Annotated in this window: 20 protein-coding genes and 1 pseudogene; 5 read left to right on the forward strand and 16 right to left on the reverse strand. The window is 63.1% G+C overall.

Annotation, left to right across the window (positions count from 1 at the left end; all coding sequences use genetic code 11):
- Positions 1–137: 137 nt before the first annotated feature.
- The 5 genes from istA (at position 138) to QXK92_RS32435 (ending at position 7,115) form a co-directional block, all read left to right on the forward strand.
- On the forward strand, positions 138–1,814 hold the full coding sequence (gene istA / locus QXK92_RS32415) for an IS21 family transposase (RefSeq protein WP_055578112.1): 1,677 nt from the start codon (positions 138–140) through the stop codon (positions 1,812–1,814).
- Positions 1,811–2,701: an IS21-like element helper ATPase IstB gene (istB, locus tag QXK92_RS32420; protein ID WP_082275278.1), complete on the forward strand. Its 891-nt coding sequence runs from the start codon at positions 1,811–1,813 to the stop codon at positions 2,699–2,701. Before istA ends, istB begins: the two co-directional genes overlap by 4 nt.
- A complete protein-coding gene (locus QXK92_RS32425; RefSeq protein ID WP_306248712.1) occupies positions 2,682–3,155 on the forward strand; it encodes a hypothetical protein in 474 nt (157 codons plus the stop codon). Before istB ends, QXK92_RS32425 begins: the two co-directional genes overlap by 20 nt.
- 189 nt (positions 3,156–3,344) lie before the next feature.
- The gene (locus tag QXK92_RS32430) at positions 3,345–6,290 is read left to right on the forward strand and encodes a Tn3 family transposase (protein WP_306248887.1); all 2,946 of its coding nucleotides are present in this window, start codon (positions 3,345–3,347) and stop codon (positions 6,288–6,290) included.
- A 201-nt stretch (positions 6,291–6,491) separates the two neighbouring features.
- A complete protein-coding gene (locus QXK92_RS32435) occupies positions 6,492–7,115 on the forward strand; it encodes a recombinase family protein (RefSeq protein ID WP_306248714.1) in 624 nt (207 codons plus the stop codon).
- 49 nt (positions 7,116–7,164) lie between these two features.
- Here QXK92_RS32435 and QXK92_RS32440 read toward each other — a convergent pair.
- The 16 genes and pseudogenes from QXK92_RS32440 to QXK92_RS32515 all read right to left on the reverse strand — a co-directional run.
- Positions 7,165–7,383, reverse strand: a pseudogene (locus QXK92_RS32440) (serine/threonine protein kinase); the annotation flags it as partial.
- Between the two features lie 296 nt (positions 7,384–7,679).
- Complete coding sequence (gene eccA, locus QXK92_RS32445) at positions 7,680–9,482, reverse strand: type VII secretion AAA-ATPase EccA (RefSeq protein WP_306248716.1); 1,803 nt, start codon at positions 9,480–9,482, stop codon at positions 7,680–7,682.
- Positions 9,479–11,179, reverse strand: coding sequence for a type VII secretion protein EccE (gene eccE, locus QXK92_RS32450; protein WP_306248719.1), 1,701 nt, complete (start codon positions 11,177–11,179; stop codon positions 9,479–9,481). The genes eccA and eccE overlap by 4 nt, the downstream gene beginning before the upstream one ends.
- Positions 11,176–12,564, reverse strand: a complete 1,389-nt coding sequence (gene mycP / locus QXK92_RS32455; protein ID WP_306248889.1) for a type VII secretion-associated serine protease mycosin — start codon at positions 12,562–12,564, stop codon at positions 11,176–11,178. The genes eccE and mycP overlap by 4 nt, the downstream gene beginning before the upstream one ends.
- Before the next feature lie 5 nt (positions 12,565–12,569).
- Positions 12,570–14,084 carry a type VII secretion integral membrane protein EccD gene (gene eccD / locus QXK92_RS32460; protein WP_306248722.1) on the reverse strand — a complete coding sequence of 505 codons (1,515 nt, stop codon included), beginning with the start codon at positions 14,082–14,084 and terminating at the stop codon, positions 12,570–12,572.
- The gene (locus QXK92_RS32465; RefSeq protein WP_306248725.1) at positions 14,081–15,586 is read right to left on the reverse strand and encodes a MinD/ParA family protein; all 1,506 of its coding nucleotides are present in this window, start codon (positions 15,584–15,586) and stop codon (positions 14,081–14,083) included. Before QXK92_RS32465 ends, eccD begins: the two co-directional genes overlap by 4 nt.
- 112 nt (positions 15,587–15,698) lie before the next feature.
- Positions 15,699–16,484, reverse strand: a complete 786-nt coding sequence (locus QXK92_RS32470; RefSeq protein ID WP_306248727.1) for an ESX secretion-associated protein EspG — start codon at positions 16,482–16,484, stop codon at positions 15,699–15,701.
- 233 nt (positions 16,485–16,717) lie between these two features.
- Positions 16,718–17,005 (reverse strand): WXG100 family type VII secretion target, encoded by a 288-nt coding sequence (locus tag QXK92_RS32475; protein WP_306248729.1) that lies wholly within the window; start codon positions 17,003–17,005, stop codon positions 16,718–16,720.
- A gap of 46 nt (positions 17,006–17,051) precedes the next feature.
- Positions 17,052–17,375: a WXG100 family type VII secretion target gene (locus QXK92_RS32480; RefSeq protein ID WP_306248731.1), complete on the reverse strand. Its 324-nt coding sequence runs from the start codon at positions 17,373–17,375 to the stop codon at positions 17,052–17,054.
- A 61-nt stretch (positions 17,376–17,436) separates the two neighbouring features.
- Entirely contained in the window at positions 17,437–18,663 is a 1,227-nt protein-coding gene (locus tag QXK92_RS32485; protein WP_306248733.1) for a PPE domain-containing protein, read from the reverse strand.
- A 27-nt stretch (positions 18,664–18,690) separates the two neighbouring features.
- On the reverse strand, positions 18,691–19,056 hold the full coding sequence (locus QXK92_RS32490; RefSeq protein ID WP_306248735.1) for a hypothetical protein: 366 nt from the start codon (positions 19,054–19,056) through the stop codon (positions 18,691–18,693).
- A 210-nt stretch (positions 19,057–19,266) separates the two neighbouring features.
- Positions 19,267–22,203: a type VII secretion protein EccCb gene (gene eccCb, locus QXK92_RS32495; protein WP_306248737.1), complete on the reverse strand. Its 2,937-nt coding sequence runs from the start codon at positions 22,201–22,203 to the stop codon at positions 19,267–19,269.
- Positions 22,203–23,231: a cell division protein FtsK gene (locus tag QXK92_RS32500; protein ID WP_306248738.1), complete on the reverse strand. Its 1,029-nt coding sequence runs from the start codon at positions 23,229–23,231 to the stop codon at positions 22,203–22,205. The genes eccCb and QXK92_RS32500 overlap by 1 nt, the downstream gene beginning before the upstream one ends.
- A gap of 138 nt (positions 23,232–23,369) precedes the next feature.
- Positions 23,370–24,230, reverse strand: a complete 861-nt coding sequence (locus tag QXK92_RS32505; RefSeq protein WP_055576339.1) for an AAA family ATPase — start codon at positions 24,228–24,230, stop codon at positions 23,370–23,372.
- 7 nt (positions 24,231–24,237) lie between these two features.
- A complete protein-coding gene (locus tag QXK92_RS32510) occupies positions 24,238–25,701 on the reverse strand; it encodes a Mu transposase C-terminal domain-containing protein (protein ID WP_055576340.1) in 1,464 nt (487 codons plus the stop codon).
- Positions 25,702–25,754: 53 nt separating this feature from the next.
- A complete protein-coding gene (locus QXK92_RS32515; protein WP_055576341.1) occupies positions 25,755–26,351 on the reverse strand; it encodes a recombinase family protein in 597 nt (198 codons plus the stop codon).
- Positions 26,352–26,442: the final 91 nt, after the last annotated feature.

Raw genomic sequence — 26,442 nt, forward strand, 5'->3', positions numbered from 1 at the left:
ACAGTTTGATTCAGGACCGGTGTGACGGCCTGATTCAGGACCACCTTCTTTCAGACCGGTGTGTTGTGACGGTTTGATTCAGGACCACCCTCGACGGTTGGCGTGTCGATTATTGGCTCGCTGTCGGAGGGTTCCGGATGGGAAGTCGTGTGGAGCTGTTCGCCCAGATACGTAGGGACGCCCGGGTCGAGGGTTTGGGTATTCGGGCGCTTGCTCGTAAGTACAAGGTTGGCCGGGATACGGTCCGGCACGCGTTGGCGAATCCGGAGCCGCCGAGGCGGAAGACACCGGTGCGGGAGTCGCCGAAACTGGGCCCGCTCAAACCTGCGATTGATGCGATGCTGCGGACCGATCTGGATGCGCCCCGCAAGCAACGCCACACTGCGACAAGGATTTGCAATCGTCTGGCCGATGAACACGGCGTTGAGGATGTGTCGTATTCGTCGGTGCGTGACTATGTCCGGGTCCGTCGTGCGGAGATCATCGCCGAGTCCGGTAAGCAGGCGCAGGAAGCGTTCGTGCCGCAGGAACACCCGCCCGGCGCTGAAGCTGAGGTTGATTTCGGCGAGGTTCACGTCATCCTCGCTGGTGTCAGAACCCGCTGCTACATGTTCGTTTTCCGAATGTCGATGTCCGGCAAGGCAGTCCATCGGGTGTATGCGACTCAGTCGCAGGAGGCGTTCCTCGAAGGCCACATCGAAGCATTCGACGTGATCGGCGGCATCCCGGTGCGCCATATCCGCTACGACAACTTGAAGTCTGCGGTCACCTCGGTGGTGTTCGGCCGCGGTCGGGGCAGGGTCGAGAACGACCGGTGGGTGCTGTTCAGATCGTTCTACGGGTTCGACCCGTTCTACTGCCAGCCGGGAGTGAAAGGCGCCCACGAGAAAGGCGGAGTCGAGGGCGAGATCGGACGTTTCCGCCGCACCTGGCTCACGCCCATGCCGGAAGTGGACTCGCTGTCAGAGCTCAACGACTACATCCGCCGCTGCGAAGCACGTGAGGATCATCGGCGGGTCACCGGCCGGCTGCACACCGTGGGCCAGGACTTCCAGACCGAACGAGAACATCTCGCCGCTCTGCCTGCCGAGCGGTTCGACCCGGGGCTGGTGCTGCATCCACGGGTGGACCGGTCGGCGCTGATCACGGCGCGGTCGGCGAAGTACTCGGTTCCCGCCCGGTTGATCGGACGCAAAGTCAGGGTGTCGCTGCGGGCCTCGGAGTTGGTCGTCTTCGACGGCCGCACTATCGCCGCACGCCATGAACGCGTCACGACCCGCAACGGGCAATCGATCAACCTCGACCACTATCTGGAGGTGTTGCACTGCAAACCCGGCGCGTTGCCCGGCTCCACCGCGCTTGCTCAGGCCCGCGCCGCCGGCACTTTCACCGCAGCGCACGAGGCGTTCTGGCAGCAGGCCCGCCGCGTCGACGGCGATGCTGGCGGGACTCGCTCGCTAATCGACGTGCTGCTGCTGCACCGCAGCATGCGCGCTACCGATGTGATCGCCGGGATCCACGCCGCCCTGTCGGTCGGTGCCGTTTCAGCGGATGTGGTCGCGGTCGAAGCACGCCTGCATGCCGCCGGTGGTGGTCTCGAATCAGACCGTCACGCCGGTAACCATGCCAATACCGTCGATTACCGGGTCGTCAGTCTGACCCAGCGCCGCCTGGCTGATCCAGCGACCGTGATCGCCGGCCTGCCACCCGACACCCGGCCGCTGCCTGACGTCGCGGCCTACGACGAGCTGCTCCAACGCAGACCCCCAACACCGCCACCCGGTGACGGAATGGAAGGAACGACTGGATCATGAGCACGGCCACGAAAGTCACCAACACCCTGCGCCGCCAACGCGGGATGACCCCACAAGCGGCCCAAGCCGCCGTCGATTCCGCATGCCGACGCCTGCGGTTGCCGACCGTGCGTGCGGTGATCGACGAAGCAGTGAAAGTCGCCGAGCGTGAACAGCTCACCTACCACGGCTTCCTCGCCGAACTGCTCCTGGCCGAATGCGATGACCGGGACCGCCGATCCACCTTGCGGCGAGTCGCAGCGGCCGGGTTTCCACGTCAGAAATGGTTGGGCGACTTCGATTTCGACGCCAACCCAAACATCAACGCCGCCACCGTACATACCGTCGCCCAAGGCGATTGGATACGCCGAGGCGACCCGCTCTGCCTGATCGGCGACTCGGGCACCGGCAAGTCCCACCTGCTCATTGGTGTGGGCACCGCCGCCGCCGAGCAAGGCTTCCGCGTCCGCTACACACTGGCGACCAAACTGGTCAACGAACTCGTCGAGGCCGCCGATGAAAAGCAACTCGCCCGCACGATCGCCCGCTACGGCCGCGTCGATCTTTTATGTATCGACGAACTCGGCTACATGGAACTCGACCGCCGGGGCGCGGAGTTGCTGTTCCAAGTACTCACTGAACGCGAGGAAAAGGCGTCAGTAGCCATCGCATCCAACGAGAGTTTCTCCGGCTGGACCAAAACCTTCACCGACCCCCGACTCTGCGCCGCGATCGTCGACCGACTCACCTTCCACGGCACCATCATCGAAACCGGCACCACCTCATACCGGCTCAGCCATACCCGCGGTAGCAGCTCGCGATCACAGCCTACGAAGACGCCTGAGCCACCACCTCCTCGCCGAGGTGGTCCCGAATCAAGCCGTCACAGTGGTCCTGAGTCAGGTTGACATAGAGATGCAGGCCCTGACATTGCGCGACTGCCTAAGCTACGGCGACTTCGATTTGGCGCAACGTTTCTTTAGCGCTACCGCGCGACAGATCGGCCCGACCTGGACGGCAAACCAGGTCCGTGACCGCATCTTTGCCCCTGCGCAAGAGCCGCGGTCGATGCGGCAGCGGGTCATGGGTTGGACAGCCAAGGCAGCGCTCAACGCCACCGCGTATGACACCGCCCTGACCGAACGCTTCCTGCGGGTCATGAATTTGGTTGACCCGCAGGCACGGCTGCAAGATCCCAGGTTGTTACCTCGAATCCTGACTACCAACGTGCGCTATCGCAGGGCTGAGCCACGTGCCCAAGCTGGTGGTCAATGGGTTGAGCGCCCAAGCGTGCTCCCGGTTGATCTTGGCTTTGAAACCGGACGCGCCGCGGAACGAGGAAGGACAAGTCGCCATGATTGATACGACATTTGACGCCCTCCTGCCAGGATCGCGGCGAGAGCGCTGCGCGGCGATCCTGTGGACCCGACCCGATGGCATCCAACTGCCGCTCGCGAACTACGTCGGTCGGGGTAGCAGAGGTATGCGTGGATAACTGTCTTACACACCTCGGTCGTTGTTACAGATAATGCGGTGTAGTTTCCGCGCGTGATGAGGGACTTGGATCAGGACGAGCTGATCGACCGGTGGACGCTTGTTGGCGCTGAGCAGGAGTTGGTTTCGGGCAAGCGGGGCGCAACCCGGTTGGGGTTTGCTCTGCTGCTGCGGTTCTACACCGAGCGCGGCCGGTTCCCGCGTGGGCGGGGTGAGATCCCGGATGCCGCTGTCGAGTACGTCGCCCGTCAGGTGGGTGTGACGCCTACCGATATCGCGTTCTACGAGTGGTCCGGGCGCACGATCGAGTACCACCGCGCCCAGATCCGCGAGGCTCTCGGCTTCCGCGAGTGCAGCGTCGCGGACGCCGACGCGGCCGTTGAGTGGCTGGTCGCCAACGTCACCCAGGTCCAGCGCGGTGCCGAAGCGGTGCGTGATCGGCTGTTGGCGTGGTGCCGGGCCGAGCGGATCGAGCCGCCGTCGGCGGGCCGCATAGAGCGGATGGTGCGGTCGGCGTTGAGCCGCGGCGAGGAGCTGCTGTTCGCGCGGGTGGCGTCTCGGCTGGACGAGCCGGTCAAGGCGAAGCTGTTGGCGCTGGTCGCCGAGACAGTCGACGGCGATCCAGCCGATGACGAAGGGCCGACGATCCTGGCATCGATCCGCGCGGATGCGGGCAACGTCAGCTTGAACACGATGCTGACCGAGATCGCCAAGCTGGAAGCGGTCCGCGCGATCGGCGTCCCGGGCGACGTGTTCGCCGACATCGCCCCGAAGATCGTGACAGCCTGGCGCGGTCGCGCCGCGGTGGAGGCTCCGAGCCACCTGCGCAGCCACTCCGGCCAGACGACGCTGACCTTGTTGGCGGCGCTGCTGGCGTGCCGATTGCGGGAGATCACCGACACGCTGGTGGAGCTGCTGTGCTCGACGGTGCATCGGATCAACGCTCGCGCGGAGGTGCGGGTCACCAATCAGCTGATCAAGGAGTTCAAGCGGGTCACCGGCAAGGAGAACCTGCTATTCCGCGTCGCCGAGGCCACCGTGGACGCCGGGGACAAGCTCGTACGCGAGGCCGTGTACCCGGTGGCGTCGCAGGCGACGTTGCGCGATCTGGTGGCCGAGTTCAAGTCTTCGGGATCGACTTATCAGCGAACCGTGAAGGCCACGCTGCGCGGTTCCTACACCAACCATTACCGGGCCGGGATGATCAAGCTGCTTTCCGTGCTGGAGTTCTGCTCCAACAACAGCGCCCATCGGCCGGTGCTGGACGCGCTGGAGCTGATCGGCCGCTACGCGGGCACGGCGAACCTACGCTACTACCCGCTCGATGAGTGCGTTCCGACCCATCGCGGGCTGTGTGGTGACTGGGAAGGGCTGGCATATCAGGCCGACAAGCGCGGCAAACGCCGAGTGGTGCGCATGGTGTACGAGGTGTGCACGTTTCAGGCGCTGCGGGACCAGTTGCGGTGCAAGGAGATCTGGGTCGTCGGCGCGGACCGCTGGCGCAACCCGGCCGAGGATCTGCCGTCCGACTTCGAGGAACGCCGAGTAGAGCACTACGAGGCCTTGCGTAAACCGATGGACCCGAGCGAGTTCATCGCGGCGATGCAGGAAGAGATGCGCGCCGAACTCGACATGCTGCATGACGCGCTGCCCACGTGCGACTTTCTGGAGATCAAGGAGCGTAAGGCCGGCCCGATCAAGCTGACGCCGATCTCGGCCGCGACGGAGCCCAAGAACCTGCGCAAGCTCAAGCAGGCCGTGGCGACCCGCTGGGGTGGGGTGCCGTTGATCGACATGCTCAAGGAAGCGGTGCTACGTACCGGATGCCTGCGCACGGTAACTTCGGTGGCTGACCGGGGAAATCTTCCCGAAGAGGTGCTGGCCGAGCGGCTGCTGCTGGCGATCTACGCCTACGGCACCAACACCGGCATCCGCGCCGTCGTCGGCGGCGCTGACCGCCACAGCGAGGACGAGATCCGCTACGCGAGAAGGCGTTACCTGACTGCCGAGGCCGCGCGGCGCGTCGCTATCGAGATCGCTGACGCGACATTCCGATCCCGCCGAGCCGCGCTGTGGGGCGAAGGGTCCACGGCGATCGCAAGCGATTCGACGCACTTCGGGGCGTTCGACCAGAACATCTTCACCGAGTGGCACTCCCGCTATGGCGGTCGCGGCGTGCTGATCTACTGGTCGGTGGAGAAGGGATCAGTGGTCATCCACTCCCAGCTGCTGAACTGCTCCGCCTCGGAGGTGCACGCGATGGTGGAGGGCGCTATCCACCACGGCACGGAGATGACCGTCGAGTCCAATTATGTTGATACGCACGGGCAGTCAGAGATCGGGTTCGGCATCACGAAGCTGCTCGGGTTCGACCTGCTGCCGCGTATCAAGCGGATCAACAAGGTCAAGCTGTACCGCCCGGCGGCCGGGGAGGCGGGCCTGTGGCCGCGCCTGGGTCCGGCCATGACACGCCCGATCCGGTGGGACAGTATCGCCGAGCAGTACGACCAGATGCTTAAGTACGCCACCGCGATCCGCGTGCGCACCGCCTCGACGGAGGCGATTCTGCGGAGGTTCATGAAGGCCAACGCCGCCCATCCGACCTACCAGGCGATGATCGAGCTGGGCCGGGTTCAGAAGACGATTTTCCTGTGCCGCTACCTGCGTAGCCGGGCGCTGCAACGGGAGATCAACGAAGGCCTCAACGTCGTTGAGTCCTGGAACCGCGCCAACGCCGTCATCTTCTACGGCAAGTCCGGCGATCTGGCCACCAACCGGCGCGACGAGCAGGAGATGAGCGTGTTATGCCTGCGCATACTGCAGGCCGCGATGGTCTACGTCAACACGCTCATGCTCCAAGACATCCTCGCCGACCCGGAGTGGGAGGACGTGCTTACCCCGGAGGACCGACGCGGCCTGACCCCGTTGTTCTGGTCGCATGTGCTGCCCTACGGCGAGGTCAAGCTCAACATGAGCAGCAGGCTCACTCTCAGCGGCAGCTGAACCACCGCAAATACCGTCGCCACGACCTGCGCGTGCCCGCGTTCCGCATCCTTGGAAGCGGAATGACACGACAGTACCCAAGCAAACTCCGATCAGCGGTCGGCGACCAGGGAGAATAGGAACAACGTTCGTTCCGGAAATCGTTCCGAAATTACCGTTCCAAAAGTCCCACACGGTGACGAATTCCGGTACATTTCAGGCATGGTGAGCACACCAGCACAACCCGCGGGTGGACTCGAACTCGGGTACGCCCGCGTCTCCACCACCAAGCAGACCCTGGACCGCCAACACGACGCCCTCGCCAAGGCCGGACTACCCGAGGAACGGATCTACGTCGACAAGAGCACCGGCACGACCGTCGACCGACCCGGCCTGACCAAACTGCTCCAATACGCGCGCCCCGGCGACACCATCGTGACCTACACCCTCGACCGACTCGGCCGGAACCTTCGCGAAGTGCTCAACCTCGTCCACGACCTCAACGAGAAGAAGATCGGCATGCGTACGCTGGCCGACCCCATCCCGATCAACACCGCAGACGAAGGCATGGCCCGCAGCGCCTTCCTACTGCTCGCCCTGTTCGCGGAAATGGAACGCACCTTCACCGCCGAACGCGCTGCCCACGCCCGCGCTGTCGCCGAAGCCAACGGCCGTCACATCGGCCGGCCCACCGCCTGGCCCGACGACAAGATCGACTACGCCCGGCTGCTACGCGAACAGGGCAAGAGCCTGGGCGAAATCGCAAGCAAGACCGGAATTCCGAAGACATCGCTGCACCGCTACCTCGCGCCCGCGACCAAGCAGCACCAACCGCTGCCCGCCTAAAGCCGTTCGTTTGCGGCTGGTGACACGATTCTTACCGGCACCCCTAATTATGGATGGGGATGATATGAGGATTGTTCAATCTCGCTGCGGCATAGGCCTCGCGTCGAAACCGCTGCACGAAGGTGGAATCCGCTGCCAGTGCAACGGGCAACAGCTTGATAGCGACGATACGGTCGGTGTTGGTGTCTTGGGCACGCCAGACCTCACCCATGCCGCCACGGCCCAGCAACTCGATCAGCCGGTAGCGACCGAATGGCGTGCCCTCCACCTGAATCCTCCCCAACATAGGCCATCCACAAACACCACAGGCTGCGCCAGCCCTGAGGCAGGAGCTTCAACGCATCCGGACGCGGCAGCCTGGGATGCTGCGCGAGGTAAACCTCCCCCGTCCCCCGGCCCCCAAAGCTGCATGTTCTTGTATCCGGCGGAGGCCTCACCGTCCGTCAACAACATGTGGCGGATAGTACCCACGCCCGACCGGCTTGTATCAAAAGTTGGGGTGTTGCTGCTCCATGCGCTGTACATCATCTAGCGAGAGGCCCACGGGGGTGCCGGCATACGCCATCAGACGTGCAGACTCCTTTCTCTCAACGCCGGCGGTAGAGCCTCTTGCAGGCCGTGGGCTAAATCGGCACCCGTCAGCAGCGACATCGCATCGTCGGTTATTTCTTCACCAAGGTTGTCGTCGGTCAGGTCAACATGATGCAAACCGTAGGCATCAACGATGCGTTCGTCTCGCACCTTCTGGGCGGCCTCAACGATGTTGCGGACGAACCGCCCGTTGCCGAGGGTGTCGATCGTACGCACGATGTCGTTGTCTTCAGTGCGATGCTCCTGGTTGTAGAACCGGGTGAACGGCTCGGTCAACACCGCCTCCAGCGCGCCCGGCTCTGGGATGTCGCCGCCGCGGGTAATGATTGCCTGCGCGATCGCGATCAACTTATCCGGCTGGTATGACTCGAACGCGATGGTTGTCGCGAAGCGGCCCCGCAAGCCGGCGTTAACGCCTAACACGCGCTCGCAGGCTCGTGGGTACCCAGCTGCGATCAGCACTGCCTCGTCGCGGTGGTTCTCCATCCACGGAACCAGCACGCCGATGATGGCCTGCCCAATCGGGTCGCCGTGAGCATAGCCGCCGTGGGCTAGATCCCCGAACTCGTCGAAAAAGACCGTAGCGCCAAGCGAGTTGGACAAGAACTCACGGGTCTGAACCTCGACGTCTCCAACGTATTGACCGGTAAGGCTGTCCTTCTTCGTCTCGTACACGTCCGGCCGCGGCAATATCCCCAACCCGCAGAAGATCTTGGCGATGGCACGCGCCGATTCCGTCTTACCAACCCCCGGCGGTCCTACCATCAACATATGCCGACTTACCACTGGCGTCGGAATTCCCTTGCGCTGACGCAGGATTCGCGTTATCGTGCTCGCTTTCAATGAAGCGATCTGCCTCTTGACGTCATCGAGGCCGACCATATTAGCCAAGGATTGCTCGGCGTCTGCCATCCGCTTGCGTGCGGCATCGGCGCGGTCGGCCGCTGCGCGTTGTGCAGGCGTGGTCTGGGTGGCGGGATCCCAACGGTCAGTACGACTGTCGATTGTCACGTGGTCAACGATGTGCAGGCTGTACGTGGGGTCAGCTAGCGCTTGCTTGGCGATCGCGAACTCTGGCCAGCGTGCGACGACGTCAGCCAGCATGTGCTGCGCTTCGTCCTCTTGACCCTGGCAACGGGCGATAAGCGCGCGCAGGTACAGGGCATCACGTACCACAGGATCCTCACCGGTGAGCGAGGATTCCGAGGCGCGGGTGAGAGCGCTTAGCGCACGGTCGAACAGTCCGAGATTGGCTGCAGCTTTGCCTTCGAGCAGACTTGCGGCTCGCATGAGGTATTGGTCAGCCGACCATGCTTGACAGCCTGTGACCGCCGCCAGCAGGTCCGGCCAGCGTTCAGTGTCGTGCATTAGCTGCGCGCGAACGTAGGTCACCCGATTGGCCTGCACCGAGATAGAATCCAAGAGCGCATTGGCCTGTTCGAACTCTCGCTCAGCCAGCAGCGCAGCGATATGGGCCAGCTTGGCTGCGATGCCATCGTCGAGCACCAACCGCACATAGCCCACATCGAAGGACACGGCGAGTTGCTTGGGATGCACGCCCATTGTCATGAGGTCTTGACCGAATCGTGCTGCAGCTGCGGACAATCCAGCCAGCGTGCTCATGGAGCGGTCGCCTGCGGCCACCCGCCCTAGCCACGCGTCGGCCATCGCTGGGTCTTCGTCAGTGGCTAATCGGAGCACATCTAATGCTCTGCGAGGGTTGATCGAAAGGGCTTTGATGCCAGCGCGCAGCGCTTCCATGGTGCGCACGCTCATTGTTGCGATCCGCTGCTGCGGAGGTGGGCGAGGCTCTGCGACTCGTTGCGAGGCCGCATAATGGCCAACGTGATCTCTGGGCTGTAGGGCGTACCTATGGTCAGGCGCCCTGGGGTGCTCTGCTGGATCGTGATGTCGGCGTCGTCAAACGTCAGTGCACCCTCGGTGGCAACGCACACCAGAGCGTGGCCCTTTTCCCCACTGGCGGCCAGTCTCTGTTGTGCTAAGGGTCCGTCGGCGATGATCAAGGTGGCATCCTCGGATCGCTGATGGCTCTGGGCCAAGATGATGCGTACGTCGTCGCAGATCGGCTTCCATACTTGCGGTCGCTGTGTGTGGATTTCGGCTATGGCACCGGCTGCTGTGGCGCGCAGAACCAGCGATTGGACCACGTCGAGGTGTGCGGCGATTGCAACGCGTATGAAACGCAAAGGATCGTTCCAGGCCAGTAGAACTGGCACACCGGCGCGCTCTGCCATTCCGTGCAGGAATCCCGACGGGCCGATCGGAATTTGGAGCTCTCGGCCGGCGAGCGGTCGCGTTGACAGTTCGAGCTGCACCGCACGGTCCCCCAGCGGCAGCGAAGCCATCAGCGCGTAGAGCGCCTGTCCTGCAACGGAATGCAACGTCGATATGGGTGGATGAGGTTGGGGCGAGGCAGTGTGCAGGCGTACGAGGGCGCCAATGTGCGGAGCTGTGCCTGTGTTCTCGCGTGTGAGCCGCACCAGTATGACGGTTTTTCGGGAGCGGATTGTCCAAAGGTCATTGAGCAGCCGGGTATTCAGGTCGGCGCCTTCGACGCGATAGACCGAGACGTAGTCATCACCGACTTGCAGATCGGTCCAGTGCTCCTCGAACGCGTCCAAGTCATGGCTGTCGAGAAGGGTTGACTGGGCGCGGTTGAATTGCTCGGGGTTGCAGATCAGCGATCGACAGCCGGCGCGCACCAGCGCTTGGCGTATACGTTCGGTGGCGGCGGCCGCAGCATTGGCCACGCTGCCGCGGTAGGCAATCGCCTGCAAGCACGCCTGAGGCCGCAGCCGCAGTATCAGCCAACTGCGGCGCATTCCCACCGCGGAGCGGTCGCCGATGATCTCGTCGTAGCGTGCGGTAAACCAGCCGTCTGGTGCCATGCGGGCGCCGTCGGAGACTACGTCGATGGAATGAAGCTCCAGGCCGCCGAACTGTTCCATCAACGCGGCGCAGGCTTGCAGCGGTAGCGTATCGAGTGTATCGACGCCTTCAGAGACCAGTACGGTCTGGGCGAATTCGCGTCCATACAGCGCGATCATGGTGATCGCGTAGTGGCCGTCCCAGCGCATACCGATCGGACCAACCCCGTGCAGTTCCACACTGAATGGTGCGGGGATGGTTGCACGGGCTACCCGCATTGGCGAGCGCCGCGCGGCCAGTGACACCCGTAGCCCGCGGCTCGCCCATTGCGTGGCGGTGCTTCCGCGGAAGGTTGCGGTGGCAAAGACCAAGCAGGCCAGTATGACTGGTATGAGCGCGAACCACGGTGTCAGCGCAGCAAGGGCAGCGATGGCGGCCAGCCCAAGAGACTCTCCGATCATTACCCGGCGCAGTGACAAATTACATCCCCAGCCGCGCAGCGCCGTCACTTGTGCCATGGAACGCGCCGTCTGATCGCCTGCGCCAGCCTGAGCGTCGGTCTCGTCTTCAACAGTTACAGTCACGGCCGGCGCCTAACGAGGTTGGGGACGAATATGACGAGTGCGATCAGTAGCAGAGCCGTTGATGAGCCGATAAGCGCCACGACCATCGGCTTTCGATTAGGCCGGGATGGCGCCGCAGGCATCTGCAGCGGGCGCGAGAGGTGCTCGGGGTTTCGCATCGGACCAAGGGGTACGTCGTTGTTGAGCGCAGCCTGCGGGTCGATGACTCCGTAGCCCACTCGATTGTCCACTAATGCAGCAGGTGAGTGGGCGGTCTCTTCTATGCGGCGGATAACCTGTGCGGCAGTCAAATTGGGATACTTGGCGCGTACGAGCGCGGCCAAACCTGTGACGAAGGCGGCTGAAAAGCTGGTCCCATTGATCGCGCGCAAAGCGCCTGCGTTGGGATCGAATGTCGCATTGATGACCGCGCCCTTATCGTCGAACCCCTCGACGTACACACCGGGTGCGGCGACACCGACCCACGGACCGGACAGGCTGATTTCGCGGCCGTGATCGTCGACTGCGGGCTTGCCCTGCCCATCGACGGCGCTTACCGACAAGACGTAGGAATCAAACCAACTCGGGGTCGAGATTGTCACCACCGCGCCCCAGTTGCGGGGGTCGTTGAAGTTGGTGGCGTCGATATCGGGATTCTGCGCGCAGTCCTGGTTAGCCAGATTGCCCGAGGCCGCGACGATCACCATGTCCTTGTCAACCGCCGCGTAGCGCAGAGCTGCTCCCAAGGTGGTCTGGTCGACCGGCTTGAGGACGGGAATGCACGCCACGATTGACATGTTGAGCACCCGCGCTCCCGAATTTGCCGCGTGTACGACCGCCTTGGCCAGTGAGGAGACCGTTCCAGCGCGACGGTCGGTGGCGAAGTCGCCCGGTGATGGGTTGGAGGGAACGTAGGCTTCTGAGGATTGACGAATCGAAATGATGTCGGAATCGGGCGCCACGCCAGAAAATCCGTCACCATCGGCAGGGGCACCGCCGATTATGCTGGCCACCACCGTTCCGTGGGCATCGCAATCTGTCAATCCGTTCGACCCGCCTTCTGGGGCGACGTAGTCGCCGCCACCGTGGACGTGAGGAAGTCGGGGCGAGGGATTAACTCCGGTGTCGATGATCGCTACCGCTACCCCCGCGCCGCGTCCGGCCGACTTCCACATCGCCGGGATATACATTAGCGCTTGCGAGGGACTAGGGGCGCCGAGATCACTGCCTGCCAGGACGCCCGTTACAGCGCAGTTGTGCTGCATACGCAGCGGTTCATCTGGGCCTGGTGGTGTGTCGGCTGGCACGGCGGCGGGATCGATCACCGGCTTGGCAATGGCCCCCGCTGTTCCTGCTGCCATGGGGCTCAGCAGTGCCAGCACCGCGGTGGCGAAGACCGCGATCATGCGGTTCACAGGGCATTCCTGGTCAGGAAGTACAGGTTCAACAACCAAAAAACGAGGGGTGGAATGCAGACTTGAAGTGCGTAGTCCAGCCATTCCACTGCTTTGCGAAATGGCGCGGAGAACACCCGCCTCGGTACGACCGCGGCGACCAACAGGGCTGCTAGTCCCAACGAGAGCACGAAGGCGGCACTGGCCAGACTGAAAAGCGGATCAGTGCTAGTAGCAGCGTATTTCACCGAGACGCCAGCCGCCATCGTGAATGCAGTTGCCACGACGGTGATTGAGGCCGCGCGATCCGCGAAAGACCGCCCGCGGAAAACCAGTACCAGTGCCAGCATGAGTGTGTAGACGGTAGCCAGCCACCACCGGCCATGCCCGGGGGTGACCGCACCCGCCGCTGCGAGAATGAAGAATGGTGCTGTCGCAGCCACGATTGCGCGCTGGTATGAATTCGCGGCGTTGGCCGAGCGCTGTAGCTCACTGACACTCGGGGTGCCGTTGGTTTCGGCGGCTACGAGTGCCTGGGAGGCGATTTCCTCGGCATCGTCAAAGGCCAGTTTGCCGGTCACTGTCGGAAACGGCGGCATCGGAACCCGGGCCAGTAGCTGGGCGAACGACTCCGTGCCCTTGAGCACCAGCAGGGCCACGAACAGGGCAGCAATACAAATGTAGTTCGTCTTGACCCCCAGCGCGTACGCCAGGGCGATGGCAAAGACACCGGTGGCCGTCAAGGTCAGCCATGCCAGCACGCCTTTGGGTGCCGCTGTGAGCCGCCAGAGCGTCACCGTGATGGTCAGGGTGATGGCCGACGCGAGCACGGCGTGCCAGCCATCTGCAGGACCAGGCACCGCGATGAATCCTGCCGCACTGCCGGCGATCAACGACCCACCCCAGAAGCCGTAACTCATCAACGGAATTCGGCGCCGCCACTGAACCAGCGCACCCGACAGGGTGAAGGTGACCGTGATCGCGGCGGCCGTCGCTGCCGGCAGCACGGGCCACTGGTGTCCGGCTACCAGTTCCAATCGCCACATGTTGACCAACAAGCCGGTCGCCAACATGCAGCAGAGGAAGACGGTGCAGGCGGCGAACTGGATGGCTGTATGGGGCGTTACGGAGGCGAATCGCTGCGCGTTAAATTGCGCGATTGCCGAGGACGCATTCTCAACGACCGGCGTCAACGATACCGGCGCGTCCTCGACATCGAGGATGAGCAGGTCGCCGTCTTTAATGTGTTGTGCGGCAAGGCTCTGGGTGCGGTTGAGCGGGGTGCCTGTGACCCTCTTGAGGACGACGGTGCCCGGTGTGATCAGCTGCCCGGAATCGGGCGGCCGGATAGTTTCCCCCGGCTCTAGCAACTCGCGCAGCACGTCGGCGGCCACCGTCGCCACCGTCTCGGTGGCAGGCAAAGCCATGTCGGTCTGGCGGCCATCGAACAAGACCGCCACCCGTACCTGCTCACGCAGTCGCACCTTAGCGGCAGTGACCACACCGGAGGCTTGGCCGACAACGGCGGTCACTGCGAGCCACCCGCAGGCCAATACGCAGCACCGGACTCCCGATCTGCCGCGCTGGCGAACCCATCGACCAGTGACGCCGCGGCCTCGAGGTAGGCGCGGCGGGTGGCAGGCCGCAGTCGCGCCCATTCAATAGCCACAGCGTCGCTGAGGTGGTCATCAAACGGAACGTCGTGCACCGCGCGGACAGTGCGTTCGAAATCTTCGTGAAGACGCTGCACCTGCCTGCTGGCGGGCACCTTGTTGATATTGCTCACCACAACCACGGCTTCACGCACCAAATGTGGATAGCCATGTGTGAGAAGCCAATTCAAAGTTTCGGCGGCACCTTTGGCACCATCAAGGCGCGTCGTGGACGGAACAACGATCGCGTTGACAGGGAATTCTTGCAAGATCACCCGCGTGATGTCGTCACGAATCTGATTGCCGCAGTCGAGAATTGCGATCGGGTACTGAATCTGCAAGCGGCGCCACGCCTCCAGCAAGGCTGTTCCGGTCAGTACCTGGTCGCCCGGGTCGCTGCCGAGGACATTCAGCCCTGAGGCGCTGTCTCTGCCCAGGTAGGCCTGGAAGTCGCTGCTGTCACGCAAGTGTCGATCGTTGATCAGGCCGCGCCATGACAACGTCACCGGCTCGTCGACACGCTTTTCCAGGTTGCCGCTGGCCGGGTTGGCGTCCAGTGCCACGATCTTGTCATCACGATATTGCTTGAGGGCGGCCCCAATACAGATGGTGGCTGTTGTCTTGTTCACCCCGCCTTTGGAGCCCATGACCGCGATGACGTACTTGCCACGCAGATTCACTTTCAAACGTCGGCGCAACTGGTTGAGGTCGCGCTCATCCTGAGACAGTCCCACGTTGATCCGCGTGAGTCGATAAAGCCCTTTACGCCAACCCGTCTGGGGTACCGGCTTGTAGGGTGGGGCCACTTGAGATTCTCGGATTTGGGCTCGCATGAGCCCGACCGATACCCCGTGCTGTTCCCCGCCAGGGCGCTGCAACGAACCCAAGAAGCTTCCGTCCGCATCCAATTCGTCGTCGTGAGCGGACCGTCCGCGGGCCGGCTGCTGCGCCGCGATGTGGTCAATAGGCTGCGGATCCTCGTGTCCCGGTGGTCCCACGGGGCTCGGTTGGTGCCCATCGGAATCGTGGTGGCCAGGGCGCTGCCCTCTCACACCAAATGGTGTGGCAACCCCACTGGCATCCGGGGTCGAGACGTTCGCGGGCCCGTCGTGCAGCGCTGCTGTTTCCGAGTTCAGGTGAACACCTTCGGCGCCGTGTAGTGCCGCCCCGCGATCACTCCCGTGTCGCCCACTCCTGCCAACGGGCGGTTGAGATCGGTCCCGCATCATGTGCGGCTCTGCGTAAGCGTGGCCCGATGCGGCGCCGGTGAGGTCGTGAGCGCTGGCGCCCTGGTCGGCACCCATATTGTCCAAGCCGACGTGGGGGGCGCGATCGGCCGAGCCGTCGAGATAGCGGGCATAGAAATCGTTGCGGTCGCTCACTTCGGGTTCTCCCATGTCATCGTCGCGGCCGTGCCCGCGTGCACAGCAACGCGAACACAAGAGTAAACATAATAGCTAAGTCAATCAATACGTGAACGTATGATTTGTCTGTTTAGTAAAAACGGGAATGAGTGCTCCACTTCGTTCCCATCGTGGACACCAACGAGCGCAACGCGCTGCCGCCGGCGTCGGGCGTACCCGGCACCAACTGTGTCCACCAGGTGCCGTCCTCGCCCCGCACCGGTCCGGTTACAACGCGCCCCAGAGTGGTATCGGTAACTGCCGCAGATGCCAGCGCGACGTGATCGCCGCGGGAATCGTGAACAAGCAACGCGAACGACACCTCCATCAACGGGGAATCCGCGGCGAGCATTACCAGTCGGCGCTGTTCCGCGGTGAGAGCAAGAGCTTCGAATGCCACAGCGGGAGTGTGATCACCGCGCGCGATCTGGCCCAGACCGCTCACAAAGTCCGCCGAGCGCACCGTGATCGGGTCGAAGCGGGCTGGCTCAAGCGGTGCGCCGGGGCGCCCGCATAGCTCCATGATCGCTTCATACAGAGTGCGCAGCGAAGACACCGTGCCCAATTGCTCAATCGTGACGTTGTCGCCGTCGCTGCCGCCGCGCGAAATTGCGACGTGCATGTTGTCGCGGCGAGCCACGACCAGGCGCATGAACTGGCCGGCCCGGCGCACATCGACGCACAACGCGATGTCGGGTGCACCTAGAGTCTGTAGCCATAACGCGATCGTCGGGTGCACTGTCGACTCATCGATCAGCACTCCGGCCTTGCGCAGGACTTCAATACCCGGATGGGCTGGCACGCCACCTTTGGCCACATAGGGTCGCAGCAAAAGGGGCGATGGCAGCGTTTCCACACCACACAACGCCTGCAGCAACCAGACACCCTCACAGGTGGTTTCGAGCGCTGTGGCTGGACGCGGCCCGTGGTGGCTAGGCGCGGGGCGCCTCACAAACGATGGTGCACGGGTCACGATTATGCCTGCTTTCGGTGTCGCGGGGCGGTGCTCCCGCGCGGCTTGCGGGGCGGCTCCACCAGGTCCGGAACCGGTCCGCGTCACGTGCCAAATACGACGCGGACCGTGCCGGGACTCTGTGCTGGGGGAGGCCGTCAGATGTACTGCGCCCGAGAGGCGAGGTCCCCCTGGGTCATTGCGTCATTCGCCGCGCTCAGTGCGGCTCCGGCCCGTGCGATCGCGGCTTGCGATTGCGCGTACTCGTGGTTGACCTTGGCGATCACCGTCTGAAACGCCTCGGAGCCTTGTCCGCCGAAGTTGTTGGCATTGGCCGTGACGATCTGCAGCGAGCGCTGGTGGTTGGTCTCGGTTTGTGACGATGCCTGCGCGATCTGCTGAACAACTTCCGCGATCTGGGGTGTGTTGTAGTGAATCAGGGTCATCAGACTCTTACCTTTCGGAAATTATGTAGAGGTTTACTTCGGAGGGTCAGCTGATCAGGTTGGCGACCTGGCTAATGATGTGGGTGTTGTCCTCATCATGGGTCTGAAAAATCTGGCCGTTCGTCGCCATCTTGTGCGCGTGGTCAGCAAAGGTCGCGCTGAACCGCATACCTTGGGCATGCAGCTGCTCGCCGACATGCTGCATGGCTGTCGCCGCAGCGCCGTGCATCACCGGGACGAGTGCTTCCATCGCGCTGCCCAGAGAATGCATAATGTTGGCCTGTGTGTCTGAGACTTCCGACAGCCCTTGCGCGTCACTGGCGATCCCGTCAAGTTCGCCGTGGATTGCTCCGCCACCAACTCCGCTCATTGTGAATCCCTTCCTGTAATCAACCGTTGTGGTCTGGGTGTTCGAATCATTCGGTTGTCGTTCACGTGGTGTGTGCGCCGGCTCCCTCCCGCGGCTGGAAAACGGCGCCGCCACTGCCGGTGATCACCGGAACTCCCACCGGAGCGCGATACAGCGCGGCCAGCGAAGTCAACGGATCAGCCCTGCGTTCGCGGGTGTCCGTTTTGCCCTGTTCGCCGGACCCGTGGCCCATGGGCGCCATCATCCCGCCAGCTCCACCCATTCCGGCGTTGCTGGCGGGCACCGCGCTTGCCGCCTTGGCCTCACCAATTCGCGAGACTGCGGCGGACTCTGAGCCCGCTGGTGCTGCGGCGTTGATGGTGGGGGTTGACGCCCACCCCGTGGGGCCGCGCAGAGCCCCTAAACCGCCCATACCTGCCCCGCCACCCCCGCCGGCGGTCAGCGATGCCGTCACCGGTCCGCCAGCTGCGGGAGTGGCGCCCAGCCATTCGGCCCCAGTCGATGAAGCAACGCCGCTGGGATTGCCGATCGTCGACATCATCGATTGCAGGGGGCTGAGCATCTGCTGTGGCAGGCTCATCAAACCCTGCATCGGACCACCGCCGCCGCCGAGTTGACCCAGTTGAGAACCGATCTGAGACACCGGACTCATGAACATCCCCAAGGCGCTGTCTAATCCGCCGCCACCTGATGCCAATGCGTCAGTCGACTTACCGGTCGGCGTTTGAACCATCGAGGTCGGGTCGGGAATCGAGCCCGCCGTCGCCGGCGGTGGCGGGGGAAGCGGCGGGATCGATTGCACCCCAGCCGCGCTCGCGGCGGCGTAACTGTACTTATTGTCGGCTGCCGTAATCCACATCCGGCCATAGTTGGCGCGGTTGGCCGTGATCGCCGGAAACAGCATGCCCAGGAAATTGTTCGCCTGCAGTACGCCGTGCTCGATCTGATTCTCGGTGACCTCTATCGGCGTGGGCGTGGCTGCTTTGAGCGTCTCGAACGCTGTTCCGGTCGACTCGATCATTGCCGCCGCTTCAGATATCAGGCCCGCTACCGTGGCCTGCCATAACAGATGCGGCACATTCGCCAGGACCGCGAACTCACCCGTAGGGTCCGGCCATGCCGCTCCCATTGCTGCCGCAACCGCCGAGTGCCCTCCCAAATTCTCGATGATGCTTGCCGCTAGTGCCGCAAGTTCAGCGGCTGAGGCCAGAAACGACTCCGCCCCGGGGCCAAGCCAAAAACCCGCCGAATTCGCCTCCGGGGGTAGTGCCGCCCATGCGCCGGTCATCAGTGCCTCAGTACGCCGCGCGTGCCGCTACAAGACCTGCGCGAGGCCGGCGGCGTTCAGTGCGTCACCAAGCGTGGTTACTGCTGCAGAGGCGCCAACCGAGGCGCCATAGGCGGCGTGGATCGCAGCTGATGCTTCCATCACGGATGCCGCTTCAGCGGTGTACGCGGCGATCTTGGCGGCATTGGCAGCCGAAATCTCCTCGACCCCAGGGGGAACTACCGCTCCCGCTGCAGCCGCCTGCGCTCCGTGGCCGCTGGCCTCGCCAGCAAGACCTGCGGTTGCAGCGGCGGCGGCCATCACGCCATCGGTGTCCTGCATGACGAAACCCATATCGAACTCCTTCGCTGTCACCGGTAGTCTGACACACAAATCAGCATTCGTAAACACCATAACGTTCACCTGATGCCCCACCCGGACGAGGTGGGCCTGCGGGGGTGGTCCGCGGCTGAGTAGCAAGCACGGACCCTCGACAAGGGGTACAACCGCGCGCGGCCCGCAACTGTCGTCGGCGTTGACAACGAGTGCGAACAGCGTTGCCGAGGCGACTGACCCTCTACCCGAAGGATACCCTGCTGAATACGATACGTCAATGAATGCGATTTATGAATGTATCTTACGGGGTGCGGCCGGCTGGGGAGGCAGGGCGATCTGCACCAGTTGCCCACCGTTCTTGCGGCTGTAGAACTCCGCGCGCCCGGGGATTCGCGCTGCTGGCCGCACCTGGTCGACAATGACCTCATTCTTGTTGCCGTCCAGGACAATGACGCTGGCACCGCCAGTGTCCATTGCAGCAATCACCTTGTTGCTCTTGCCTTTCGCATACCAATTCTCACTTGTGCTAGCAGCGATCACATGCAGATCGAGTTTGCGGGCCGTTTCGATCGCCGAAATTAGCGGTTGCAACACGGACTGGATGCTGCCCGCCGGGGTCAGGAGATTCAGATCATCAACGACGATGAACCACTTGGGCCGCAAAGGATTCCAGGCGGTCAACTCCTGCGGCGATAGGCCTCGCGGCGGCCGGCGCTCGGTGAGCTTTTGCGCCAAAGCCGCCGCCGCGGCAGCTATCTCATTTGGGTTGGTGGCATAGACCGTTCGATACGAATCATCGATCGAATCAGCTAGGGACAGGTCTGGGTCGAACTGGATGACCTGCGCCTGGCGGGGTGTGAAGGCCTCCATAATGGCGGCACACACTGTCTTCAAGAACATAGTGCGCCCTGATTGGGTCGTCCCCACGCAGTACGCATGCGGTGTCTGGCGCAAATCCATTCCGACGGTGGTCATCTCGCGCTCGCCGATACCGATCTTGAGGAGACCCGATGGCGCCGGCGGAAGGTCGGAGTAATTGATCTCGGCTGGCAGTTGTTGCAGCTGTGGTGCACGCTCATACCCCAGCTGTGCCCACCTCTTGCCCACAGCCTGAGCTGTCAATTCGGTGGCTGCCACCTCGTTGCCGGTGTCGGCGAATTCCCGCAAATACGGGACAGCGACGAGCATGTGTTTACCGCCCTTGACCAGCCCGCGACCCTTCTGGCTTTCAGGTACTTGCTTGGCTGCTTCGCGGTTTCCAGCTTTTGAGTCGGCGGCATCAGCCATCCGCAGTTCGATCTTGGCACCGAGTTTCGGCTCGACCTTCATTGTGATCCACTGATCACCGGAGATCATCAGGTGCACACCGAAGTTGAGCGCCCCCTCGGTGAGCGCCGTCAACCGTTCGTGAATGTCGAACATGCCCCCCTCCTGCAGTTGCAGCGCCTTCATGTTGTCCACGACGAGAAACACGTCGCCGTGGCTGTCCTCGGGGACCTCGCCTTTTACCGGTCCAAATTTCAACGCTCGGAACTTGCTGAGATCTATCCCGTTCTCGCCCCAGCTCGCCCAGTGACGTTTGCGGAACGCCAAGATCCGCTCGACTTCCGACACGACCCGCCGGATCTTCTCGTCCTCGCCGTGTGCTGCAATGCCGCACACGTGCGGCAATCCAGCTAGGCTCCGTAATTTGCCACCGCCGCAATCGATCCCGTAGAACTGCACCCGCTGAGGGCTGTGTGAGATCGCCAATGCCATCATGACTGTGCGAAGCGAGGTGGACTTGCCTGTCTGCGGCGCGCCGGCAACACCAAGGTTGCTATCCCCTAATTCCAGCCCCAGCACGTTCTGAGCGTGGTGGAATGGGTCGTCTTCGCGGCAGTACGGCACGACCAGTCCGCTGTCGTCGGAAAACTCTGCCCACGGCCGCCCCCAGAACTCCTCGGCAATCTCATCGATCGGCAGCGCCGCGGTCTCCTCCAAAGCTGGCAGCCACAACTTGTGCATGGGCCGAGACGCCCCCGCGGTCCGGATACGATCGACTAGCACTTCAAGGACCGTCGGAGCCTCCGCGCCGGGCACCGCATCGGCGTCAGGCTCGTCCTCGATTTCCTCTTCCACAACGTCCGGCAGATGCACCACCCCGGTGGTGAAACGTGACACGCCGACGTAGTAGCCCTCCGTCCGATCCCGCTGCGTGGCATTCAATTTTGGAGGTGTGAACGGTCCAGAGACATAGAACGATCGGTATCGGGTGTGTTCGCCGTCGACAACCAAGAACGCTGAACCTTGAGCGGCGTGTTTGAATTCCTCCCAGGCCCGGGCCGAGCCGATCGCAGCCCGCGACTCACCTGCGTCCTTGACCTTCAGGCCGATCGCATAACCCTCCTGGGCTGTCATGCCCGCCATTTTGGATTCTCGACGCTGCGAAGCGTTAAGAATGTGAATCCATAACGAGCGGCCCAGCCGCGCAGTCTTGTCCATCACCTTGGCCATGTCGGGGCGTAGCTGCAGCAACTCACTAAATTCATCGAGCACCAAAACTAGTGCGCCCAAGGGCTCCAAGTCGTCGCGTCCGGCCAGGCGCGCGGCCTCGTACTCGCGCACGGCCTTGAAGCGATGTCTACTCAATGCCTCCTGTCGGCGACTGAGCTCCCCGAGCAGGACCTGCTCGAATCGGTCCAGCTTGTGGACCGACTTCTCCAGGTTCGACACAATCCCCAACACATGCGGCAGGTTCTCTAAACCTGCCATCGCCGACTCACCCTTAAAGTCGCCCAACAAGATCTGGACCATCTCCGGCGGGAACTTGGCCGCCAGACCGAGCACATAGGTGATGAGATGCTCGGACTTGCCTGATCCTGTCTGACCGACCATGGACCCGTGAGGACCCACACCGTTCTCCGCGCCCTCCTTAATGTCCAGGCAGACGAGCTGGCCGCCGGGGGTTCTGCCAATTGGCACTTTCAGTCGCTCGGCGGGTGTGACACTGTTCCAGCCGATCGTTGGATCCCACGTCCGAGCGTCGAAAATTCCGTAAGCGTCTAGAAACTCCTGCCCTGCCCGGGCTTCAGCGGCCCGTTGTTCCAACAGCCGCTCAGCATCATCTGTTGGGGTGAACCGCGCCAGAGCCCGAGCGAGCGCCAACGCCTCGTCGATACCCAGCACGTCCGGTACTGCCGCAAATCTCAGACCCTCATGCGCCGTGTTTGAAACCTGAACCATCAGTTGATCTCCCGATCCGCAGAAGCCTTCAGCAAGTTGCCGATCTCGTCCAGGATGTATGCCGAATTGCTATTCGCCAGTACGCTGGCCTCGTTGCCCGTGGCCTCCAACACCGAAACCCCCATTCGCCCAACATCGCCCAAGATCGGCGAACAGTCGGCCCCGGGAAGATCCACCACGACCACCAGCCACCGGATAGGCAGCTCCATGCCTTCCATGATCGGCGCGAACGGCGGACGTGAACGGACAGTGCCGTCAAGGCGATCCAGAAACGCCTTCACATCGGGAAAGATCCAACGCAATGGCCCGCACGCGTCGACAAACTCCTCATCAGCGTTGTGTGGCAACCACTTCGCCCAATCCCAGGCCTGCGTGTCATCACTGATGATGGCCACCTGAACATCGTCGGGGCCGTGGAACACGCACAACTGACACACCAGCGAACGCAATATGCCCTGAACGATCGGCCGTTGATGCGGCTCGCCAAAGAAGCTCCAGCCCATTTGGTCGAACACGTGCAGCGGACGCGGAACGTCATGCAGCACATTCTGTGCCTGCAGAAAATCCCGGGCGGCCACCGTAGTCACCGTCTCGCGATACTCTGGTGGCGGAACTTTGGTGGGCGGCCGAAGGTTGGTTTTCAGTCGCGTGACCCCAACACCCAGACGCAAGTGTCCCCAGTTACCGCGCCTTTGCGGACTACGCTCCCACATCCGCGGAGTGCCGATCAGGGTGGCTAGCGATCCATCACAAGGATCGGGATGATGAAAGGCGATCTCCTTGGCCTGTGCCTTCGCCGCCTTGTGAACATCTACCCGCAGCTCGTCGAGCTTACGCAAATAGTCAGCTCGCTCTTGGTTTTTCGCCGATCCGCGACTCTTCTTTTCGCCTCCGCCGCGGTTACGCATCATCATAATCATCGAAACCATCATTACGGGGAAGATGAAGAACGAGCCTGTGCTCAATTGCTTAGCCCCGCTGCTGTACAGCATCACCATCAGGCCGATCGCCGCACCGACGAACAACACGACCCATACCCACGTCGGAGGCCTAGATGGCGTCCCACGACTGATCTCACTGGGATCAGGGACCACAATCGCGTCCTCGGGTACCCCCGGTGTGATCTTCAGAGGTAAGTGGCGGTGAATCTTCAGCGATAGATGGCGTTACATGATCCCGATGACGAGGGATTCGCGGGCGGCGTCGACGACTTCGCTTGTGACCGTGTTGAGCTGGTTGATGTCCATGATGCGATGGATCTGCGCCATCAGCCGGGTGGTGAGCCTGAAATTGCCGCTGGTGATGCGGATGATCGCGGCGCGGGCCTCGCGGGTGGTGAAGTCTTCGGGGTTGTCGAGGCCGAGGTCGGGCCACTGACGCGACAGTACGAAGGTTTGTTCGTCGCTGGACAGGGGTTGGTAGTGGTGCAGGAATCCGACGCGGCTGTAGAGCTGCGGGTAGCGGGCCAGTCGGCGTTCAATGCCGGGCATGCCGATGAGGATCAGGCCGGCGCCGGTGCGGTCGTGGTGGTCGCGTAGCGCTTCTAGGGCGGGGTTTTTCAGCCGGTCGGCTTCGTCGACGATGACCAGTTCGGTATACGCCCCGTCAGGTTCAACGAGGTGCTCGGAGCCGCGGTCGGGGTTCAGCGTGGTCTCAATGGCCCAGCTGAGCCGGGTGTGCAGGTATCGGACCTCTTTCTCGACGATGAGGGGTGTGTTGTGCACCTTGGGGGTGTAGAAGACGGTGCGCACGGCGAGAGCAGGTTCGGGTGCGACGGTCTCGTAGAAGCGGAAGTGCTCGACGATCGGTCTGACGGTGTCCCATGAGCTGTAGTGGCGAGCCGACAGCGTTTTGCCGACACCGGGTGCGCCGTGGCATAGGCCGATGTAGCGGTCGCGGCGCACGGCATCGCAGAATTCAACGAAGCGGCGATGCTGCTTGGTGACAACGAATTTCGTTGTGGTAGTTGACTGCTCGGATGAGGGGGCAGCGGTGTGTTGGGTGTCCTGGTCCTGGATGTCGGCCATGACGTGGTCAGTCCTCTCGGTAAAGCTTGAGCGCATGTTTGGGCGCCGAATCCTGGTCGAGGTCGGCTGGCCCACTAGCCGCTACGGCCATCCCAGGCAGCGGGTAGTTGCAGTCGGGCTGATGAACGGCGATGAGCTGGTCGACAACCTTGGCGCGATCACGAAGGCCTTGGCGTAGTTCGCGGCGGCGGGCATTGCGGGCGGCGGTTATTTCCTTGAGCGCGACGGTGGTGCCGGCCAGCTCGGGGCAAATCGCCCGGCAGACGAACTTGTCGTCGTGGAAGATGCGGATCTCTGCCAGGTCGCGCGGGTCGTAGCGGATGGTGACCTGTTCGCCGACGTAGGCGGCCAGCACCGGGTCTAGGTAGCGCAGTCCTTGGAAGTGCACTCCATCGGGGTGGATCTTGCGGGGCTGGGCCACGGTGAGCAGCAGCAGGTCGAGTTGCTCCAACGAGTCGGGCATCCTGGGCAAGAACCCGCCGCCCGACCAGCGCTGTGCTGGTGTTTGGCGGGTCTCGCTGTGCACCCGGTGGTGATAGCCGTCGCTGAGGAACCGCCCGATCGCGGTGTCCAATTCGGGCAGGGTGAGCCGGGCCTGTCCGGCTCGATCAGGGGTTCCGCGTGGCGCGTAGCCGGGCAACGTCGACAGGCACATCTGGTTGACGCTGTTGAACAGCCGCTCGATTTTGCCCCGGCCGCGTGGCTTGCCGGGCAGGGAGAACACCAGTTGGATTTTCAGTTCGGCCGCTACGGTCTCCATATGCCGGGAGGTGAAGTCGCTGCCGTGGTCGGTGTAGAAAACGCCAGGGATGCCGCACACCGGCCAACCGGGATCGGGTTTGCGCCAAATCGCTTGCCGCAGCGCCAAAGCGGTGTTGATCGCGGAGGGTGCCTCCAAGCTGACCATGTAGCCGGCTGCAGCGCGGGAGTGGTCGTCTTCGATGACAGTCAACCAGGGGCGAGCCGGCTTTGCCGACGGCGTGATCACCCATAGGTCCAGTTCAGTGTGGTCGGCCTGCCATAGCTCGTTCGGCCCGCTCGCTTGACGCCGATACACCAAATCGAAGGTCTCCTCGTATCGTTTGGTGCCCTCGTGGGCCAACATCCGCAAGCCCGGATCGAGGCCCGCGACGATCGCGTACACCGTGCTGTAGGACGGCACCGGCCAGTCATGTTGCGGCGCAATCTGGGTCACCTGGCGGTGAATATTTGCCGCACTGATCGGAGGCCGTCGTAATGCCAGCCCCTCGATCAGCGTGACCATTTGATCGGGCAACCCGCGGCGGCCGCAATCAGAGCGTCCAGGACGGACCAGCCCCACTAGTCCTGACTTGCGGTAGCTGGCCAGCCAGCGCTGCGCGGTGCGCAGCGCCACCTCACCCTGACGCGCGGCTTCGGCCAGCGATATCCCGTCGTCCAGGTGTGGGCGCAGCACCGCGTAGCGGGCCATCGCCTGTTCGCGTTGGGCCATGGTCAATGCGGTATCCGCTTCGTCCGGTGTCCTGACCGGCTCTTGCGGGGGGGTCATGATGCGGCCGAGCCGTTGTTAAGGGCCTTGCCCAGATGCCGATAAATGGTGGGTCGGGTGACTCCGAACTCGGCGGCGATCTGCTCGACGGTGTAGCGACGCTTGCCGTGTTCGTCTTTCTCGTCGTACATCTGCTGGGCCAGCTTCACCTGACGGGGACCCAGTTTGGGTTTTTGCCCACCGGTGCGGCCGCGGGCCCGCGCGGCCGCCAAACCGTCCATGGTGCGCTCCGACATCAAAGCGTGCTCGAATTCCGCTACAGCGCCGAGGATTTGGAAGAACATGCGGCCAATGGCCGTTGAAGTGTCGATGCCTTGGTCGAGTACCACCAAATCCACGCCGGCGCCCTGCAGGCGCTTGGACAACTCGATGAGATGCTCCAGCGATCGGCCCAGCCGGTCCAGTTTGGTCACCACCAGCTGATCGCCGACACGGTTGGCCGACAGCAGAGCTTTGTCGAGCTCCGGCCGGCGGGCCAGCTTGCCCGACACCTTGTCGAGGAAAATCTGGTCACAGCCCGCCGCGGTGAGCGCATCGCGTTGGGCCTCGGGGTGCTGGTCGCGGGTGGAGACCCGCGCGTAGCCGATCCGCATGGCCGGACGGTATCGCCAACCCCCGACAAGTTGACGTTGGCGCGGACACGGCAAGCGTTACAGGCCTATCCTGCGGAAATGTTCAGCCTGG

The organism is Mycobacterium sp. TY815 (assembly GCF_030755135.1).
Classification (GTDB): domain Bacteria; phylum Actinomycetota; class Actinomycetes; order Mycobacteriales; family Mycobacteriaceae; genus Mycobacterium.